This window comes from Maricaulis sp. (assembly GCF_034670125.1).
In the GTDB taxonomy this organism is placed as follows: Bacteria; Pseudomonadota; Alphaproteobacteria; order Caulobacterales; family Maricaulaceae; genus Maricaulis.
The window spans coordinates 379642-393345 of the sequence record NZ_JAXMOC010000001.1; the positions used below are offsets into that span (position 1 = coordinate 379642).

Here is a 13704-nt window from a genome sequence, read left to right on the forward strand (position 1 = left end):
CGTCCTCCTTGACCGACAGATTGTGACGCCCCGCGCAGCTTCTCGGTAAAACTGTGAAACGCATCGGCGACCAGGACGCGGACAGCTGGCTAGAGGCTGCCCAGGCTTCGGGCCACGGTCAGCAGGCCTTTTCCCGATTGGCAGCAAACGCCCGACTCTCGCCGGACTGCATTTCGGCTCCAAGCTCGTCATGGTTCGGTGGCATCGGGCTACTCCTTGGCGAAATCTGGAACAACCTAATTCCTCTAGCGACTACAGGGCCAACACCGGCGTCGGCGCGGGGTGGGATTGGAACTGGTAGTGAGCCCCCGGACCGGGGCGGCGATCCGAGGGCCCGAACGCGAGTCCAAGCTAGGTCTGCTCCTCCTGTTCCGGCAGCACCGGCCGCGGCGCAAACCATTTGTAGACGGCCGGCAGGACCAGCAGCGTCAGGACGGTCGACGTCACCAGTCCGCCGATGACCACCGCCGCCAGGGGACGCTGCACCTCCGAACCGATCCCGCTGGCAAACAGGAGCGGCATCAGGCCGAGCCCGGTCGTCGTGGCAGTCATCAGCACCGGTTGGGCCCGCATCACGGCGGCCTCGACGCTGAAGGCGTCGACATCCCGCCGCGTCCGCGCAAAGCGGTCGAGGAAGGAGACCAGCACCATGCCATTGCCCAGGGCGATGCCGAACAGGGCAATGAAGCCGACCGAGGCCGGCACAGACAGGTTCTGGCCGGTCAGCCAGAGCGCTGCGATGCCGCCGACCAGGGCGAGCGGGATGTTGGCCACGATCAGCAGGGCGCTTTTCAGGCGGCCGAAGCTGAACAGGAGCAGTAGCATCACGATGCCCAGCGTGACCGGGATGACCACGGCGAAGCGGGCATTGGCCTGCTGCTGCAGTTCGAACTGACCGCCCCATTCGACGTAGTAGCCGGATGGCAGGTCAACTCCAGCGGCAACGGCTTGCTGCCCTTCGGTCACGAAGGAGCCGATGTCGCGGCCGCGGACATTGGTCTGGATGGTGATGAAGCGCCGCCCGTTCTCGCGGGTCACCTGGCGCGGCCCCTCGATCCGTTCCACGTTCGCCACCTGGCTCAGCGGGATCAGTTCGCCGCCCGGCCCGTTCAGGACGATACGGCCGATGCGCTCCGCATTGGCGCGATCGGCCTCGGGATAGCGCACGACGATATCGAACCGCCGAATGCCCTCGAAGACCTGCCCGGCGGTTTCACCACCGACTGCACTGCGCACGACCGACAGAACGTCCTCGACGTTGAGCCCGAAGCGGCTCATCGCGTCGCGATCGACCGTGATGCGCAATTGCGGCGCTCCGGTCACCTGGTCGGTCTGGACGTCCGCCGACCCGTCGATGCCGCGGATCACGCGGGCGATCTCCGCCGCTTCCCGTTCCAGCACCGCCATGTCCTCGCCGAACAGTTTGATCGCGAGGTCCGCCTTGGTGCCGGTGAGCAGTTCGTCCGTCGCGGCCGCGATCGGCTGGGTGATGTTGAACCGTGCTCCGGGGAAGTCCTCGAAGCGCTCGCTCATGCGAGCCAGGAGGTCCGCCTGCGTGCGCGCCGTCGTCCATTCCGATCTCGGCCTCAAGGCAACGAAGGCTTCGCCGCTGTTGACCGGATCGGCATGAGCGCCGACTTCGCCGCGGCCGACCCGTGTCACCACGCGCTCGACCTCCGGAAAATCGTCGAGCAGGGTCTGCTCGAACCGGGTGACCGTATTGCGGGCCTCCGGCAGGCTGATAGAAGGGGCCATCGTCAAGCGGATAAGCAGGTCGCCCTCGTTCATGCGCGGGGTGAATTCCGAGCCGAGGCGCGGAAAGATCAGCGCGCCCGCCGCCAGCATGACGCCGGCGAGCAGGACGGCCGCCCAGCGCCGCGCCACGAAGAAGCCGACCGCCGGACCAAACCAGCGGGCATAGAGTCCGCCGCCTTGCGCACGGGCCGACCTTGGCCGCAGACCGAGAAAGGCCGCGGCCGGCGCCAGAAGGACGGCGAAGACCAGCGAACCCGCCATGGCAAAGACAACGGCAAATGCAAGCGGCCGGAACGTTTTCCCCTCGACGCCATCGAGCGTGAGAATCGGCAGGAAGACGACCACGACGATGAGGATGGCAAAAACCAGCGGCTGCAGCACCTCGGCGCAGGCTTGTGCCACCACATTGCGCCGGTTTGCCTCAGCTTCGGCCTCACGCAGGCGGCGATTAGCGTTCTCCACCATGACCACCGCCCCGTCGACCATCATGCCGATAGCGATCGCGATCCCGCCCAGCGACATCAGATTCGCCGAAACGTTGAAGAGACGCATCGCGATCAGGGCAAAGCCGACCGAGAAGGGGATGGACGCCACCACAATCAGGCTCGGCCGCCAGCCGCGCAGGAAGGCGAACAGGATGACGGCAACCAGCAGGGCCCCCTGCCAGAGTGCCGTCGTCATGGTCGAGACGGCGGCACCGACCAGTTCGGACTGGTCGTAATAGGGCACGGCCTCGACACCTTCGGGCAGGGTTTCGTTGATGCGGTCCAGCCGGTCGTGAACGCGGCCGATCACTTCATTGGTATTGGCCCCGATCAGCTTGAGCACCAGCCCGGCGACAATCTCGCCCTGGCCGTTCATCGTAGCCAGGCCTTGGCGGGGTGCGCCGCCGATCCCGATCCCGGCGATATCCCGAACGCGCACCGGCACGCCATCGACGACCTTGACGACGATATCGCCCAAATCGTGCTCGCCTTCGGCCAGGCCGACCGCCCGTACCGTATATTGTTCGGAATTCTCGACCAGGAACTGCGCCCCGGCATTGGCATTATTGGCCCCGACGGCCGCCACCACGTCCGCAACGGTGAGGTCGTAGCGCAGGAGCGCGTCCGGCCGCACCTCGATCTGGTATTGCCGTTCGAACCCGCCCAGCGAGAGAACCTCCGTCACGCCGCGTACGGTTTGCAGGTCGAACTTCACCAGCCAGTCTTGGATGGTGCGCAGTTCGACACCGTTCAGGGCGCCATCGGTGCTGTCGAGGAAATAGAAGAGGATCTGTCCGAGCCCGGTGGTGATCGGCCCCATGGCCGGCTCGCCGAAGCCGTTCGGTATGTCCTCGCGTGCCAGCCGGAGACGTTCGCCGACAAGCTGGCGGGCCCAGTAAATATCGGTCCCGTCCTCGAAATAGATATTCACCACCGACAGGCCAAAATTCGAGGTGGAGCGGACCTCCGTCAGCCGCGGCAGCCCGTTCATGGCCGTCTCGACCGGGAAGGTGACGTAGCGCTCCACCTCTTCGGGGGCGAGGCCTTCGGTTTCGGTGAAGACCTGCACCAGGGCGGGCGTGACGTCGGGGAAAGCGTCAACCGGCATGGTCCGGAAGGTGACGCCGCCCGCTACGATGACCGCGATGAAGCCGAGCACCGCCAGGAGGCGTCCGCCGGCGAGGCGATGCAGGAGCCGCGTGGCCGCCCCTTGGTATTCCGGGGAGGTGTTGTCAGTGGGCGTGTCCATCTTCGAACTCCCCTTTTTGCAGTTCCGATTTCAGAGCGAAGGCGCCGGCGGTTGCGATACGTTCGCCCGGCTCGACCCCTGCGAGGATTTCCGCAAAGCGGTCAGAGCGCCGTCCGATGCGGACCGGACGAACTTCGAAACCGTGATCGGTACGTACGAAGACCGCATCGGCGCCGTCGATCGTCTGCAGCGCACTGGCCGGCACACGGGTGCTGGCTCGGGCGGCGAGCGCCTCGGCGTGAACCGTGACGAACATGCCCGGACGCAAGCGCTCGCCGGCATTGTCGAGCACGATCCGTGCCCGGCCCGTGCGAGTGCTTTCGCCGAGCTGGGGGCTGACGAAGGCGATCTCGCTGACGATTTCGGGGCCGCCGTCGCCCGGATCGATCCGGACGGGACTTCCGGCCCGCAGCTGGTCGAGATCGGCACCGTAGATGGCCGCATCGACCCAGACCGTGGACGTATCGGCAATGATAAAGGCCGGCGGCTGCGCGCCTTCCTCGATCACCTCGCCCAGCACGGCGTGGCGCTCGATGACGATTCCGGAGATCGGTGCCGCGAGCGCGTAGCGTGTCAGGGGCTGATCGGTTCCCGAGGCAAGGGTGGCGCGCGCCGCCTCGTCAACGCCCAGCGCCTCCAATTGCTGGCGGGCGCTGCGCACCTCGATGCGCGATTCCTCCAACGCCTGGCGGGCGTCGAGGAAATCCTGTTCCGCCGAAATCTGCTGCTCCCACAGCCGCCTCTCGCGCTCGAACCGCGATTGGTTGAGGTCGAGGCGGGCCAGGGCGGACAGGTATCCGGCCTTGGCGTCCGCCAGGGCGCGACTGTCGAGCACGGCGAGGAGCTGGCCGGTTTCGACCGCGTCACCCTCGGTGACATGGACGGCATGAACGATACCGGATACCCGCGGCGAGACATGGGCCAGACGCGTTTGGTCAAACCTGACCTCGGCGGGCAATTCCACCTCGCCATCCACGGGGCCAGAATCGACCGCGTCAACCGTAATGCCGAGCGCGGCGATATCGTCGTCGGACAGCTCTATGATTCCGACTTCATCGGCGTGATTGTCCTCTGCATGCCCGGTGTCAGTCGCGTTGTCATGGGCATCTGCGCCTACTGGAGCCTCGTGCGCGGACACTTGAGCGGGCGGGCCCGAACAAGCAGCCAGGAGGGAAAATGCCGCCGTGCCGGCGAGCAGTGTTCTGGTCATTGTCATGGGTTTGCCTCCGCGCCGGCAACGCCGGCGAGCTGTTTCAGGCGAGGTGCTCCGAAGAGCACGTCAAGTTCGATGGCCGAGCGAGCGAGTTCTGCCCGGGCCTCAATCGCCTGGATGCGTGTGTCGAAGTAAGTGCGCTGGACGTCCAGCAGATCGAGAAGCTGCAGCGCGCCCTCGCGATAGGCGAGACTGGTACGGGAGAAGGCGTTCTCAGCGGCAGGCAGCACGTGTCCGCTCAATGCTGCATAACGCTGCTGCGCGTCGCTCCACCGACGGTAGGCGGCTGCATGTCGCGCCAGCAATTGCCGCCGCAGAGCCTCCTCGTCCAGTCGGGCCCCGGTCTCGCGCGCCGCGGCTGCGGCGATCGCGCCCTGATTCCGGTCGATCACCGGGATCGGCATTTCGACCATGGCGAGATACGCCGTCTCGCTATCGCTGCCATAGCGCCTAATCCCGGCACCGACCGTGATATCCGGGATGGCTTCGGCCCGTTCCCTGGCAATCTCTTCGCTTCGTGCCCGGGATGTCTGCTGGGCCACCGCCAGATCCGGATTGCGCCGCATCATCGCCTCCGGCGTCAGTGCCGACAGTTCCGGGTTGTTCACAAGCACGGACGGGGGCGCGACCTCGCCCGCCGCCGCGCCGCCCCACATCGCGGCCAGCGCAAGACCTGCACGCCGCGCCTCGGTCAACGCCGATGCCGCCTCGATGCCGGCCGTGGCGGCCAGAATATCGGCCCGGTCGAGATTGATCGGCGAGGACCGCCCCGCCTCGACGCGCTGGCGTATGGCCGAAGCGGCAGCTTCCGCGAGATCCTGGAGCTCCGCCCTGACGCGGGCGGTTTCCTGGGCGGCACGGGCGTCTACGAATGCCGTGGCCGCTTCGCCCAGAAGGCCGGCAATCTCGGCGTTCAGCCTTGCTGTCTCGACACCGGCCCAGGCCTCGGCCGCCTCACGGGCGCGGCGACGGTCGCCGCCCAGCGGGATGGTCTGGCGCACGGCGACGGTGAGGTCGCCATCTCCTATACCGCCGCGATCACCGCCAAAGCCTTCGAGTTCTGCCTCGAAGGAGGGATTGTCCCACAGCCCAGCTTGAAGGGCGTCGCCGTGTCGGGCGGTCACCTCAGCGCGCAACGAAGCGATATGCGGGTTGGAATGTACGGCGCGTTGCAGGGCCGAGGAGAGTTCAAGCGGACCATTCTGCGAGACCGGCTGTGCCAGCACCGCGGACGCGATGAGAGCGCTGCAAGCCATGCCTGCAACCCCTCGACCCGGCCAATTCGGCCGGGGAGATTTGTCTGAATACATTCAGTTTTTCCAGTTGTCTGAAGAGAACGAAGGGTTCGAACGCTCTCGTCAGGCAATCGGCGGCTGGTATGGCGGCGCCTGCGCTCGGCCCGTACCGGATTCGTGGGAAAGGCGATAGGAGACCCGACCGGCCGGCGCACTCAGGTGCGGCGCGCCCGTTTTGGCCGGCATCGCATGATGGCAAACCCCACAGGCATGGACGGGGTGCTGCGCATGACGGTGATTGCTCTCACCGGAATCGTCCTCGGCGCGGTCCTCATGGCCCTGATGGTGGTCGTACCCTGGCACAGCGGCTTCCACCACCTCTCCCGAGAAGGATAGGACAGTCAGGAGAGCCAACAATGTGCGCAGCAAGTTTAGCACCAACACCTCCGGTTCGACAGTTCCTACAGAGAAGCGCCGTGTCGATCAACTCTCAAGCAATTGGAACAGTCTAATCCATCTAGCGGCTGGAGGTTCAACCTAATCGTCTGTGCCTTGTCAAACGAGCCGAAGGGCTCAGATCAGATGATCGACTGCCATTTTCGGTAGTGATGCAAACGACCGATGGGCGCCGATCTAGTCTCTCGACCTGATGGCGTGACTAGCTGGCTGAAGACAAATGTGGAAATGTCGGGCTATTCGGCATGACACTTCCACCGCCGTGTAACCCGCCAAGATTGCTGTCTTCATGTCAATTTTTAAGTCGAAATTTCTTGATCGCACCGCGTCCAGCCTAAGCCAAATTCGCGGCGACCAACTGGTAATGTTGCCAATTCTGATCGCGTCCGATCTTCTTGTGAAATTCAAAGTTGAACAAATTCTCACCGAGGTTGGCGCGTCGATCCCGATCTTCCCTGGGTTCAACTTTACCTTAGGCCGCAATCGGGGGGTTAGCTTCGGAATCCTGGATAGTTCGCATTGGATTGCGCCCTATCTGCTTTCAAGTTTCGCCATCGTCTTGGTTGTTTTTGCATTGAGCTGGGCCGCACGGCAAAGCTCCAAACTCATCAACTTCGCCGGCATTCTGTTTGCGGCGGGCGGGTTGGCAAATGCGATCGATAGGCTTGGCGATGGAGCCGTAACAGATTATTTGGATTTTGGATGGCAGGCGCTCCGCTGGCCCACATTCAATTTGGCCGACATTCTTATCTTCATTGGCGTAGTTCTGTTACTGATCGCATGGAGGAATGGGTCTCAGAATTTGGAAGACGGCGAGCAATAGTCAACTATTGCTCTTTGAGAGCCTTTGATTTGTGATCCGACAGGCATTTGGAGTGATCGAAGAGGCTTGTGACGATTTCACAAGAGCCGACTTTGCCACCGGCGCAGCCGTCGATCATGCGCATAAGTTCGCTTTCGAGCACACGAAGCTGCTCGATGCGTTTTTGCGTTTCAACTAGATGATGCCGCGCAAGTTCGTCCGCCTTGGCACAATCTGTGCCAGGGTTCTCCTGAAGATCGATCAGGTCTCGAATGGCTTCGACGGTAAAACCTAGATCACGCGCATGTCGGATAAAGCCGAGCAAGTCCACCGAGGCTTGCCCGTAGACGCGCCGTCCGCTTTCAACCCGCCTCGGTTCTGGCATTAGGCCGACGCTCTCGTAATACCGGATCGTCGTCACTTTGACGCCTGACGTTTCTGCCGCTTGGCCGATGGTGAATTCTTTTTGCATTTTTCTCTTGCTTCTACAGTCGCTGTAGAAATTAGACTCCATCTTAAACGTAGGAGTCAAGAAAATGAGTTGTTGCCCAAGCGACCAAAAATTCGATGGATCATCGGTCGCGTACAGACGCGCCCTGTGGGCCGTCATTTTTATCAATCTTGTGATGTTCGTCGTCGAAATCTCGGCAGGCTTCGCTTCAGGTTCGCAATCGCTGAAAGCCGATGCCCTGGATTTCGCAGGCGATACGATGACCTACACAATCAGCCTTCTGGTCATTGGCTCCGCTCTCGCGGTTCGAGCCAAAGCCGCTCTCTTCAAAGGTGGCCTTTTGTTCGCGATCGCGATTGCCGTGCTGAGCATGACACTGCTCCGCGCATTCTCTGGCGAGCCGCCAGTCGCAGAGACCATGGGCATTGTCGGGTTCGCGGCACTACTCGCCAACGCTATCAGCGTGCTGATCCTTCTCAAATGGAGAGACGGTGACGCAAACGTCCGTTCGGTTTGGCTTTGCTCTCGTAATGACGCTATCGGCAATGTCGGCGTCATGATCGCCGGTGGCCTCGTTGCCCTGACAGGGTCAGCCTGGCCGGATCTCATTCTCGCGTTTGTGCTCGCCGGCATATTCACCCGCTCGGCTTGGTCCATCTGCTCGCAGGCTCTCTCAGAGCTTCGCGACCACGCAGCAGTCGCCAACACAGGAGAAGCGTAATGTCCCCTTTGCTCACCGGTGTCGTCGCTTATGTTCTCATAACGGCCGCTCTCTCGATCCCATTCATGTTTCGAGCGCGGTCTGAGTTTCGACAGCAAGGTAAATGGTCGCCGCTGACCGCTGCCTTCTCGGGCCTCATCATGCACGGGCACTTCCTCGCCACGATCGCTCTCGCCTGGCTCGATCGTGGCAGTTTGTTCGCGTCGAACATGATCTCGCTGGCGATCGGGGGAGGGCTCTTCCTTGGTGGCGCTTACGTCATTTTCCTTGGCCGCTACGCCTATGGTTCACAGAAGCGGGTTTACGGCTTGCTCGAAGATGAGTTGATCCAACACGGTATCTATAAGCGCACACGCAATCCCCAGTATGTCGGCTACAGCGGCATGTTTCTCGGTGCTGCCATCGCGGCCGGATCCGGACTCGCCCTGTTTTCCGCATTGGCCTTCATCGCGATCATCCACGTGTTCATCACTTGGGTAGAGGAGCCGCACATTCGCAGAACCTTCGGAGATACGTTTGATCAGTATGCGCGCAAGGTCGGTCGGTATTGGTAGCGGAGCGTAGATCCTCGAATCCTGATCGCGAATTCTACATCAGGCGTTAGTTTAGAGTCTTGCTCGGTGCCTTTAGTGACAGGACGAGCGCACAGTCCGGCGTGTCTGTGCGCTGGCACTGGCTCGTGATCTCTTCCAGAGACGCTGCGAGCTGCCTGAGATCGGCGACCTTGCGATGGATTTGGGACAGATGCATCTCGGCCATCCCTGCAACCTGTTTGCAGGAAAAGGTCTGCTTCTCCGTCATGGTAAGAAGTTCCCTGACTTCCGCGAGAGCAAATCCCAACTGTCTTAGCCGAAGTGCAAACCGCAGGCGCTCGATGTCCGCCTGCGAAAACAGCCTGTGGCCAGCGTCGGAGCGCGCCGATGCGGCGACCAGATCGATGCTCTCATAGTATCGGATCGTCTCGATGTTGCAGTCCAACAGCTTCGCGACGGTGCCTCGTTTAAGCGGTCCCTTCATCGGGTCAACCTGTCCCCATGCAAATTTCTCTTGATCCTGCAGTTACTACAGGGACTACCATTCTGCAGTTATGAGATCGACCCAGAAAAACCTTATCCCTTCATCCTTCGTATCTGGCAGCGGGGCAGTCAGCGGCTTTCTCGCTTTTGTCGGCGCGTCCTGCTGCGTGGTTCCGATCTTACTAGTTCAACTTGGTGTCGCCTCCGGCTTGGTTGCAAAGCTCGGTTTCTTTGCACGCTGGCAGGATTGGTTCGCTTGGGGGGCGACCGGCATGCTCGCGTTCTCGCTGACGCTGGCGTTGTGGCGCGGAAGCCCGGGCCGGATATTCTGGATATGGTGGATTGTTGGCGCGGTATTTCTCGCCGTGTCGCTCATCCTGCCGAACTACGAGATGCGATTGCAAAGCTGGTTATTGGACTGGCTCCGAGCTTGATATGGCCAAACCTTCGCCGACCTATCAGTTTCGCGACGGAGGAACTATACCGCCGCCCGGGCCTATCGGTCGTCTCTCACGCCTGATTTTCGGCGCAGGCGCAATCTATTGGGCGGCCCAATTGTTTCGCTTCGGCGAGATGGATGCCTTGACCAATGCATGGGTGATCGGGTTCACGGCGTTTGCTGTCCACTTGGCCCCATACACGCTGAACATTGGACTGGGTTTTCGGCTAGGGCTTTGGCCTCGACTGCTGGCTACGGGCTTGTTGATCGGCGCCGCGGCTATCGGATGGCAATCTTCCGGCGAGTGGATCAATTCACAGCTTTGGTCGACCACCTATTGGCTCAATACCTATGTCTATCTCCACCTTGGTGGTTCATTTTTCCTGGCTGCTCTCTTCGGAACGCCCGGCTGCGAAATGCGCGCAATACCGATATTGATTGGCCGGATAGCAGGGCGTGAAACCCGCGATCACGAATGTCCCGGGCCGATTGGTGCAATTGATCAATGGGAGCGTTCCTTAAAGTCCGATGGTTGATATCCAACTCAAATCAACACTCACCTGTCCCCATTGTGGCAGCATACACGCCAATTTGGAGATGCCGACGAACGCCTGCCAGTACTTCTGGGACTGTCCGTCATGCAGCACGCTGCTGAAACCGAAGCCGGGCGATTGCTGCGTCTTCTGCTCCTTTGGAACCGTACCGTGCCCGCCTATTCAGGAGGGCGATGCGTGCTGTGCAGCAGGGTGGCCTCCCCGCGCTCGTCGGCTTGGGTGTTAGAGTACGGCACATCATGCGCTTTGTGCGGTGAACCGGACAATTCAGACATCCGCCGAATACAGAACTCAGCCGACAGGTTATGACCCCTCCTAAGCCAAAGCGGATGCTAGGTGTTGGCAAGAAGTCAATGCGGCCAAATGATCGTACAGCAGATCAGGGCTGTCGACCTTGTCGTGGCCCTTTTGAACACACAAACGATCCACTTGGATCATGAACCCCGACGCTTTCCAGCTTGGTTTGTCCAAGCTTCTTGGACTTTGTCCAACGACTTGTGACGTCCAACAAAAGATGGCGCACCCAAGAGGATTCGAACCTCTGACCTCTGCCTTCGGAGGGCAGCGCTCTATCCAGCTGAGCTATGGGTGCGTTGAACGCGAACCCATAGCCGATGCCGCTGAGGTGCGCAACGCGGCTGTACTCTCGCGTTTCAGTGTATTGGCGGCGTCCGGCTCTCAGCCCTGGTCGGTTGATTGCTGCTGTCGGCGCACGGCATAGGCGACGCGGCCCAGCCCGGCGACCAGTGCGGCAACCACCGCCACCATCGAGACGGTATTGGCGAGGTCCAGCGGGGCGAGCAACCAGGCGCCGGCATGAACCAGGCCGCCGAGCACCAGGGCCAGTCCGAAAAAGCGCCGCGCCGCCATCAGGGCCGGCTTGCCATCGGTGGACGGGTCTGCGTCCCGCTCCCGCTTGCCGGTGGCATTGCCGAACAGCACGAGGACAAGACCGATCAGGACCTGGGTCACCCGATCGGGCATGTCCGGACCGACCCAGTTGAAGTCGGCCAGCAAGGACAAGCCATACGCGGAGCCCAGCAGGATGGCGGCCAGCGCAATGGAGCCGCGGAGGGAACGGGTAATCATGGCTATTCCTTTCGTTCAGACGGTGCGTCGGGCGCCGGACGGGTGCCGAAGCCGAACGCTCCGGCAAAACCGAGCAGGGCTTCCTCGAGCACCGAGACATTGAGATGATAGATGACCGACTTGCCGGCCTTTTCGGTCGAGACCAGACCGGCCGCTTTCAGCGCGTTGAAGTGCGCCGACATGGTCGGTCGCGACACCGGGAAGGCGTCGGCCAGCTCACCGGCGCTGCGCGGCCCTGACTTCAGCATGTGCAGGACTTCACGACGGGTCGGATCGGACAGGGCTTTGAAAACATCACTCATGAAGAGATAATTAGCTAATTATCTAATTGATGTCAACAGGGCCGGACAGGAAAGCGCCCCGGAACCGGTCCGGGGCGTCAGCGATCAGGATGGTGTCGTAGCGCAGCGCAGCACAGCTCAGCCCAGCCCCACCACGCCGTCATCGTCCATGTCGTCGGCATTTCGCCGCCCGCCCAGGTCATCGCCGTCTGAGTCGTCGCGTCGGCGGCGACCCTCCTTGTGAGTGGAGTAACCGGTCATGCCGACGCCCCAGTCACGGTCAAAGCCGTCAACGCCGCGATTGCGGAAGCGGACCTTCTTGCCCGGGCGCATCAGCCACGCATACAGCCAGATCGACACGACCGCGCTGACCAGGATCAGAACCAGGGCAAATCCGGCGCCGGTCTCGCCTTGCGGCTGCAGGAAAACCCCGAAAAACCAGGCCAGGGCCACAAAAAGCGGTGCACTCACGGCGATGGCGAAAAACTGGCGGATGATGTGCGTACGCATGCTGGCCTCCCTGATATCCGACCATTCGGGCTGGCGGCCTGTCCGGTCTGCTGTCTTTCGGCCCTCCTTTGGCCACGAACAGAATGCGCGGCAATCATGCCGAAAAAGGGGCAGGCCTTGCGGGACCGGTCACGCCGGTGTCCCAGCTGACAGGCCACGCCGGCTCAGCCATCCTGGCGGTTATAGGTAAGCGCAAGGAAGACATCCTCCAGGTCGGCTTCCTCGGTCCGCAAATCCTCAATCCGTCCACCGGCGACGCGAAACTTCTCGATCATCTCGGCGACCGATTGCTGGCCATAGCGATAGGTGATCGCCAGCGCACCGTCCGACCGGATTTCTGCATCATACTCGGCCAGCTCGGCGGGGACGGCGGTCAGGGGTTCGGCCGGCTCGATCACCAGCGTCTTCGAGTCCATCCGCTTGAGCAGGGTTTCCTTGGGCTCACAGGCAATGACCTGGCCGTGATCAATGATGGCAATCTGGTCGCACAACTCCTGCGCTTCTTCCAGATAATGCGTGGTCAACACGATGGTGGTGCCGCGGGCATGCAGCTCGCGGACATACTCCCAGAGCTGGCGGCGCAGCTCGATATCCACGCCGGCGGTCGGCTCGTCGAGGACCAGGATGGGCGGGGTGTGCACCATGGCCTTGGCGACCAGGAGGCGCCGCTTCATGCCACCGGAGAGCTGGCGCACATAGGCATTGCGCTTGTCCGACAGGCCCACCGCTTCAAGCAATTCGTCGGTCTTCCGGTCCGCCTTGGGCACACCATAGAAGCCGGCCATCAGCTCCAGCGTCTCGTGGGGCGTGAAGAAGACGTCCATATTGATTTCCTGGGGCACGACCCCGATCGCGGCGCGCGCGGCACGACTGTCCTGGTCGATATCGATGCCCCAGGTCTTCGCGGTCCCGCCTGTCTTCTTCACCAGTCCTGCGAAAATATTGATGAAGGTGGACTTGCCGGCCCCATTGGGTCCCAGCAGACCGAATATGGAGCCGCGTGGCACCTTCAGGTCGACGCCTTTGAGGGCCTCCTTCGGTTCGGACAGCTTGGAGCCGCGATAGGTTTTCTTCAGGCCTGTGGCTTCGAGCGCGAAATCGGGAAGGGGGGAGCTGTCGGACATGTCGCCTCGGAATTGACGGATGAGGGCCAAAGGCCATAACTAGTCTCCACACTTAGGGATCGTCATTCCTCCTGTCCATGAGGGCTTGTCCATGGCCGACGCCGCCAATTCCGTACCGCCGTCCGAAATCATCGTCACCGACCAGCACCGCATGGCCTGCGACGGCGGCGGTGGGGCGCTGGGACATCCTCGCGTCTATCTGGAAATGGGCCAGGACGATTTCGTCGAATGCCCCTATTGCGACCGCCGCTTCGTGAAAGCCGGCTCCGCCGAAGACCCCAAGACCTGACGCCCGAGTACAGACTGACGGGTCCGCAACAGACG

At 62.0% G+C, this 13704-nt stretch carries 17 protein-coding genes and 1 tRNA gene; 8 read left to right on the forward strand and 10 right to left on the reverse strand.

The genetic code is table 11. From position 1 onward, the window contains the following. Window positions 1–351 precede the first annotated feature (351 nt). From VOI18_RS01525 to VOI18_RS01535, 3 genes are read right to left on the reverse strand one after another with little or no spacing between them, the layout of a single operon-like run. A complete protein-coding gene (locus tag VOI18_RS01525) occupies window positions 352–3489 on the reverse strand; it encodes a CusA/CzcA family heavy metal efflux RND transporter (RefSeq protein WP_323760650.1) in 3138 nt (1045 codons plus the stop codon). Next, entirely contained in the window at window positions 3473–4705 is a 1233-nt protein-coding gene (locus VOI18_RS01530) for an efflux RND transporter periplasmic adaptor subunit (RefSeq protein WP_323760651.1), read from the reverse strand. Before VOI18_RS01530 ends, VOI18_RS01525 begins: the two co-directional genes overlap by 17 nt. Beyond that, a complete protein-coding gene (locus VOI18_RS01535) occupies window positions 4702–5958 on the reverse strand; it encodes a TolC family protein (RefSeq protein ID WP_170150439.1) in 1257 nt (418 codons plus the stop codon). Before VOI18_RS01535 ends, VOI18_RS01530 begins: the two co-directional genes overlap by 4 nt. A gap of 231 nt (window positions 5959–6189) precedes the next feature. Between VOI18_RS01535 and VOI18_RS01540 the strand changes: the two genes are divergently transcribed. Together VOI18_RS01540 and lspA are read left to right on the forward strand one after the other, a co-directional pair. Further along, window positions 6190–6333, forward strand: coding sequence for a hypothetical protein (locus VOI18_RS01540; protein ID WP_297736229.1), 144 nt, complete (start codon window positions 6190–6192; stop codon window positions 6331–6333). Between the two features lie 349 nt (window positions 6334–6682). Beyond that, complete coding sequence (gene lspA / locus VOI18_RS01545; RefSeq protein WP_121211454.1) at window positions 6683–7216, forward strand: signal peptidase II; 534 nt, start codon at window positions 6683–6685, stop codon at window positions 7214–7216. A gap of 4 nt (window positions 7217–7220) precedes the next feature. Here the strand turns inward: lspA and VOI18_RS01550 are convergent, their stop codons facing one another. After that, complete coding sequence (locus tag VOI18_RS01550; protein WP_297736234.1) at window positions 7221–7667, reverse strand: MerR family transcriptional regulator; 447 nt, start codon at window positions 7665–7667, stop codon at window positions 7221–7223. Between the two features lie 64 nt (window positions 7668–7731). On the opposite strand from VOI18_RS01550, the gene VOI18_RS01555 reads away from it, so the two are divergent. Together VOI18_RS01555 and VOI18_RS01560 are read left to right on the forward strand one after the other, a co-directional pair. Next, on the forward strand, window positions 7732–8367 hold the full coding sequence (locus VOI18_RS01555; RefSeq protein WP_297736237.1) for a cation transporter: 636 nt from the start codon (window positions 7732–7734) through the stop codon (window positions 8365–8367). Continuing rightward, window positions 8367–8921 (forward strand): methyltransferase family protein, encoded by a 555-nt coding sequence (locus tag VOI18_RS01560; RefSeq protein WP_121212537.1) that lies wholly within the window; start codon window positions 8367–8369, stop codon window positions 8919–8921. The genes VOI18_RS01555 and VOI18_RS01560 overlap by 1 nt, the downstream gene beginning before the upstream one ends. Before the next feature lie 46 nt (window positions 8922–8967). Here VOI18_RS01560 and VOI18_RS01565 read toward each other — a convergent pair whose 3' ends face one another. Then, window positions 8968–9384: a MerR family transcriptional regulator gene (locus tag VOI18_RS01565; RefSeq protein WP_121212536.1), complete on the reverse strand. Its 417-nt coding sequence runs from the start codon at window positions 9382–9384 to the stop codon at window positions 8968–8970. 70 nt (window positions 9385–9454) lie between these two features. Between VOI18_RS01565 and VOI18_RS01570 the strand changes: the two genes are divergently transcribed. Genes VOI18_RS01570 through VOI18_RS01580 form a run of 3 tightly spaced genes read left to right on the forward strand, consistent with a single transcriptional unit; the run spans window position 9455 to window position 10602 of the window. Further along, a complete protein-coding gene (locus VOI18_RS01570; RefSeq protein WP_121212535.1) occupies window positions 9455–9817 on the forward strand; it encodes a hypothetical protein in 363 nt (120 codons plus the stop codon). 1 nt (window position 9818) lies between these two features. After that, window positions 9819–10358 (forward strand): hypothetical protein, encoded by a 540-nt coding sequence (locus tag VOI18_RS01575; RefSeq protein ID WP_121212534.1) that lies wholly within the window; start codon window positions 9819–9821, stop codon window positions 10356–10358. Beyond that, on the forward strand, window positions 10351–10602 hold the full coding sequence (locus tag VOI18_RS01580; protein WP_121212533.1) for a GDCCVxC domain-containing (seleno)protein: 252 nt from the start codon (window positions 10351–10353) through the stop codon (window positions 10600–10602). The genes VOI18_RS01575 and VOI18_RS01580 overlap by 8 nt, the downstream gene beginning before the upstream one ends. A gap of 289 nt (window positions 10603–10891) precedes the next feature. On the opposite strand, the gene VOI18_RS01585 is transcribed toward VOI18_RS01580, so the two are convergent. The 5 genes from VOI18_RS01585 to VOI18_RS01605 all read right to left on the reverse strand — a co-directional run bounded on the left by VOI18_RS01585 (window position 10892) and on the right by VOI18_RS01605 (window position 13380). Continuing rightward, window positions 10892–10968: transfer RNA gene (locus tag VOI18_RS01585), tRNA-Arg, on the reverse strand. A gap of 86 nt (window positions 10969–11054) precedes the next feature. After that, window positions 11055–11465: a hypothetical protein gene (locus VOI18_RS01590; protein WP_323760652.1), complete on the reverse strand. Its 411-nt coding sequence runs from the start codon at window positions 11463–11465 to the stop codon at window positions 11055–11057. Window positions 11466–11467: 2 nt separating this feature from the next. Continuing rightward, the gene (locus VOI18_RS01595) at window positions 11468–11767 is read right to left on the reverse strand and encodes an autorepressor SdpR family transcription factor (RefSeq protein ID WP_323760653.1); all 300 of its coding nucleotides are present in this window, start codon (window positions 11765–11767) and stop codon (window positions 11468–11470) included. Between the two features lie 117 nt (window positions 11768–11884). Next, window positions 11885–12256, reverse strand: a complete 372-nt coding sequence (locus VOI18_RS01600) for a hypothetical protein (protein ID WP_323760654.1) — start codon at window positions 12254–12256, stop codon at window positions 11885–11887. A 164-nt stretch (window positions 12257–12420) separates the two neighbouring features. Beyond that, window positions 12421–13380, reverse strand: coding sequence for an ABC transporter ATP-binding protein (locus VOI18_RS01605; RefSeq protein WP_323760655.1), 960 nt, complete (start codon window positions 13378–13380; stop codon window positions 12421–12423). 91 nt (window positions 13381–13471) lie between these two features. On the opposite strand from VOI18_RS01605, the gene VOI18_RS01610 reads away from it, so the two are divergent. Continuing rightward, on the forward strand, window positions 13472–13669 hold the full coding sequence (locus VOI18_RS01610; RefSeq protein WP_323760656.1) for a zinc-finger domain-containing protein: 198 nt from the start codon (window positions 13472–13474) through the stop codon (window positions 13667–13669). Window positions 13670–13704: the final 35 nt, after the last annotated feature.

Coding starts and splice junctions, on each gene's coding strand:
- VOI18_RS01580 (WP_121212533.1), top strand. CDS start 10,351: ATGGTTGATATCCAACTCAAATCAACACTCACCTGTCCCCATTGTGGC.
- VOI18_RS01525 (WP_323760650.1), bottom strand. CDS start 3,489: ATGGACACGCCCACTGACAACACCTCCCCGGAATACCAAGGGGCGGCC.
- VOI18_RS01540 (WP_297736229.1), top strand. CDS start 6,190: ATGGCAAACCCCACAGGCATGGACGGGGTGCTGCGCATGACGGTGATT.
- VOI18_RS01600 (WP_323760654.1), bottom strand. CDS start 12,256: ATGCGTACGCACATCATCCGCCAGTTTTTCGCCATCGCCGTGAGTGCA.
- VOI18_RS01605 (WP_323760655.1), bottom strand. CDS start 13,380: ATGTCCGACAGCTCCCCCCTTCCCGATTTCGCGCTCGAAGCCACAGGC.
- VOI18_RS01555 (WP_297736237.1), top strand. CDS start 7,732: ATGAGTTGTTGCCCAAGCGACCAAAAATTCGATGGATCATCGGTCGCG.
- VOI18_RS01610 (WP_323760656.1), top strand. CDS start 13,472: ATGGCCGACGCCGCCAATTCCGTACCGCCGTCCGAAATCATCGTCACC.
- VOI18_RS01560 (WP_121212537.1), top strand. CDS start 8,367: ATGTCCCCTTTGCTCACCGGTGTCGTCGCTTATGTTCTCATAACGGCC.
- VOI18_RS01565 (WP_121212536.1), bottom strand. CDS start 9,384: ATGAAGGGACCGCTTAAACGAGGCACCGTCGCGAAGCTGTTGGACTGC.
- VOI18_RS01550 (WP_297736234.1), bottom strand. CDS start 7,667: ATGCAAAAAGAATTCACCATCGGCCAAGCGGCAGAAACGTCAGGCGTC.
- VOI18_RS01590 (WP_323760652.1), bottom strand. CDS start 11,465: ATGATTACCCGTTCCCTCCGCGGCTCCATTGCGCTGGCCGCCATCCTG.
- VOI18_RS01595 (WP_323760653.1), bottom strand. CDS start 11,767: ATGAGTGATGTTTTCAAAGCCCTGTCCGATCCGACCCGTCGTGAAGTC.
- lspA (WP_121211454.1), top strand. CDS start 6,683: ATGTCAATTTTTAAGTCGAAATTTCTTGATCGCACCGCGTCCAGCCTA.
- VOI18_RS01570 (WP_121212535.1), top strand. CDS start 9,455: ATGAGATCGACCCAGAAAAACCTTATCCCTTCATCCTTCGTATCTGGC.
- VOI18_RS01530 (WP_323760651.1), bottom strand. CDS start 4,705: ATGACAATGACCAGAACACTGCTCGCCGGCACGGCGGCATTTTCCCTC.
- VOI18_RS01575 (WP_121212534.1), top strand. CDS start 9,819: ATGGCCAAACCTTCGCCGACCTATCAGTTTCGCGACGGAGGAACTATA.
- VOI18_RS01535 (WP_170150439.1), bottom strand. CDS start 5,958: ATGGCTTGCAGCGCTCTCATCGCGTCCGCGGTGCTGGCACAGCCGGTC.